A 2,608-nucleotide genomic window follows, 5' to 3' on the forward strand; every position below is an offset into this window, starting at 1 on the left:
TGTCATCGTGGACCAGCTTGAAGTTGCCTTGCCAGCCGCCCTGCTTGCCGTTGAAGTCCCAAGCCCGGGCCTTCTGGCGCACTGCCGAAAGGTAAAAGCTTGTGCCTTTGCCCATGTCGCCGCTGTCAAAGCGCACGAAGGTGCGCGAGGCATCATAACTGCCCAGCGTCTGGTTAACTTCGAGGCCCAGCTTCGCGCGCGGATCGCTGGAGAAAGTCTCCACCGCGCCGCCCAGGTTGCTGGTGGAAGCGACCCGCAACTCGCCCGCGCCGGTGCTGACGCTCACGCGCCCGACGTTTTCGGAAATTACCGCGCGCGATGGCGAAAGGCCGTTATAATTGCCGTAGTTCTGATCGCCCAGCGGCACGCCGTCCAGCGTGTAGCCCAGCTGCCCTGCGCTGAAGCCGTGGATGAAGAGCGAGGCGTTCTGCTCGTTGTTACCCCAGGGGTCGGCGGTGATATAGGCAACGCCAGGCAGCGTCTGGATGGCCTTAAGCGGGCTGATGCCAGGGAGGATCTTCTGGATCTCGTCCGCCGCGATCGTGGTGGTCGATCGTGAGCGATTGCCGGTGACGATGATCTGGCCCGCGACGTCATCACCCGTAGTGGCATCGGCCGGCTCAGCCGTATCCTGTGCGAAGGCCGGTACGCTCAGGCCCAGGACGGACGTAGCGCTCAACAGCAATGCTGCGTGTGCGATACGGCTTAGTTTTTGAGAATGCGACATTATTTCCCCCGCTGAACGCGTGCCTGCTGGCAGTGCGAAGCGGCGGTTAGAGACGGGAGATGGCAAAGATATTGCGGATTGATGCCGCTTCCGTGACAGCGCGTTGCATCACCGAAACGGCGGTCCGGTAAAATACGATGCAGGCGCGCCGGCCTTGGTGTATATGCTGCTTTTATGACAGTGCGCGCAGAACCCTTGCCCTTCTGTCCAACGCTGGGCAGAGGCGCTCCCATAATACGGGTTGGCGCGAGAATATGACGACTTCCATTCGCAGGGGCCTCTACCGAACCGTCGTGCCCGGGATCGGCGAATGCGCGCGCGTGGATATGCGGGCAGGCGATGCCGCGCCTTACCTGGAGCGGGATATGTATCGCCTCCTAGGTTTCGCCCCGCCTTTCGAGGAATTGGCCTTCAAGGAAAAGCCGGCGCCCGAACGGTAAGCGGCGCGCCCGCGCGGGTTGACGCGACGCGGGCAACAGGATTGAACCGTCCGCGTGAATGATACCCCATCCCCTACCCCGCCGGAAAAAGCCGAAACCGCGAAAGAAGCCGCTGCCGTCCGGCGGCGCTGGATCACCTTGGCCGAAGTGCTGACCGTGATCGCCGTCGTCATTTCCGCGCTGACCTTGTGGAACAACTGGAGCGAGCGCCGGGAAACCGAGGCGAGCGAAGCCGCACAATCCCGCCGTGCCTCTTCCCGCGCGGCAACCCTGGTCCTGTCCGTGGCGGAGGCGCGGGACGATCGGCTGACGTTGAAGGCCGTTTCGGATGAACAGTCCGTCCAAAGCCGGACGATCGCCTTCCCATCCGATCTGGCCGTCTCCCCGGCAACCACCACGGGCGAGCCCAGGATCGAGGCCGGCTGGTTTCAGGACGCGCTGAAGAAAGCGCGCGAAAAGGCGGGCCTGCCGGACGACAGCAGGAGCGACGAGCGCCTGCCCGTCATGATCACCACACGCTTCATCGTCGATGGTGAGGCGCATGAAGATCGCGCGATCTACGACATCGGCTATAGTGTGGCCGGACGCTGGCTCGCCGGACATTCGGTGACGTTGCGCGGGATTTCACTGGCGCAGCGTGTCTCCAAGGCGAACGCGCAGGTTAAGCTGGACGCTCGCTGGCGCGCTCTATTGCCACCCGCGAAGGCCAAATAACGATGGGATGAGGCGCGTGGGACATATTGTCCCACCTCCTCGGCTTATGTTGACTTGTGAACATACCCGGCAGAGATGCCAATGACGGGCGTGCCCATGCCCGACCATGACAAGGACGCGTTCGGCCATGCCCGAAGACAAAGCCGACAAATATGCCGCCGCCCGATGGATTTTCCATTGCGGCTGGCGCGGCCTGTGTCCGCGCTGCGGCAAAGGCGCGATGTTTCGCAAGTGGTTGAAATTGAACGATCAGTGTCCGACTTGTGGCCTGAATTACAGCTTCGCCGCGCCCGACGATGGCCCGGCGTTTTTCTCGCTATGCATCATCGCGTTTCCGCTGATCTTTTTCGTGGTGTGGCTGCAAGTCAGGTATGAGCCACCCTTCTGGGTGCACCTGATCACATCGTTTCCGCTGCTAGGTTTCGGATGCATTCTGCCGCTGCGGCCCTTGAAGGGATGGCTCGTCGCCTCTCAATTCGTCAACAAGGCGCAGGAGGCCGGTACGGACAAGCTATGGAACCAGTTACGCGGAGGCAAAGGCAACTGGCTGGACCAGGAACCCCGCGATCCGCGCTGAATTCGCCTCCTCAAGCGGTCGCACGCTTCTCGATCATCGGGCCGGGCAAATAGGCCAGGAGTTTCCTGTCCAGCTTCGCCTGAGCCATCGACACGACATCGGCACGCGGCAGAGTTGCCACGGCTGCTGCCTCGGCCATCTCGCGGTGGG

Annotated in this window: 4 protein-coding genes; 3 read left to right on the forward strand and 1 reads right to left on the reverse strand. The window is 62.3% G+C overall.

Features of this window, described 5'->3' with window-relative positions:
* Positions 1–727, reverse strand: a 727-nt coding sequence (locus ACHWRX_RS11250) for a TonB-dependent receptor plug domain-containing protein (RefSeq protein WP_394659278.1), incomplete at its 3' end; no start/stop codon positions are given.
* 254 nt (positions 728–981) lie between these two features.
* On the opposite strand from ACHWRX_RS11250, the gene ACHWRX_RS11255 reads away from it, so the two are divergent.
* The 3 genes from ACHWRX_RS11255 to ACHWRX_RS11265 all read left to right on the forward strand — a co-directional run bounded on the left by ACHWRX_RS11255 (position 982) and on the right by ACHWRX_RS11265 (position 2,458).
* Positions 982–1,167, forward strand: a complete 186-nt coding sequence (locus ACHWRX_RS11255) for a hypothetical protein (RefSeq protein ID WP_058737891.1) — start codon at positions 982–984, stop codon at positions 1,165–1,167.
* A gap of 54 nt (positions 1,168–1,221) precedes the next feature.
* A complete protein-coding gene (locus ACHWRX_RS11260; RefSeq protein ID WP_394659279.1) occupies positions 1,222–1,881 on the forward strand; it encodes a hypothetical protein in 660 nt (219 codons plus the stop codon).
* Between the two features lie 127 nt (positions 1,882–2,008).
* Positions 2,009–2,458, forward strand: coding sequence for a DUF983 domain-containing protein (locus ACHWRX_RS11265; protein ID WP_394659280.1), 450 nt, complete (start codon positions 2,009–2,011; stop codon positions 2,456–2,458).
* The last annotated feature ends 150 nt before the right edge of the window (positions 2,459–2,608 follow it).

Origin of the sequence: uncultured Novosphingobium sp., assembly GCF_964277725.1 — a bacterium.
GTDB classification, from domain to species: Bacteria; Pseudomonadota; Alphaproteobacteria; order Sphingomonadales; family Sphingomonadaceae; genus Novosphingobium; species Novosphingobium fluoreni.

Coding starts and splice junctions, on each gene's coding strand:
- ACHWRX_RS11255 (WP_058737891.1), top strand. CDS start 982: ATGACGACTTCCATTCGCAGGGGCCTCTACCGAACCGTCGTGCCCGGG.
- ACHWRX_RS11265 (WP_394659280.1), top strand. CDS start 2,009: ATGCCCGAAGACAAAGCCGACAAATATGCCGCCGCCCGATGGATTTTC.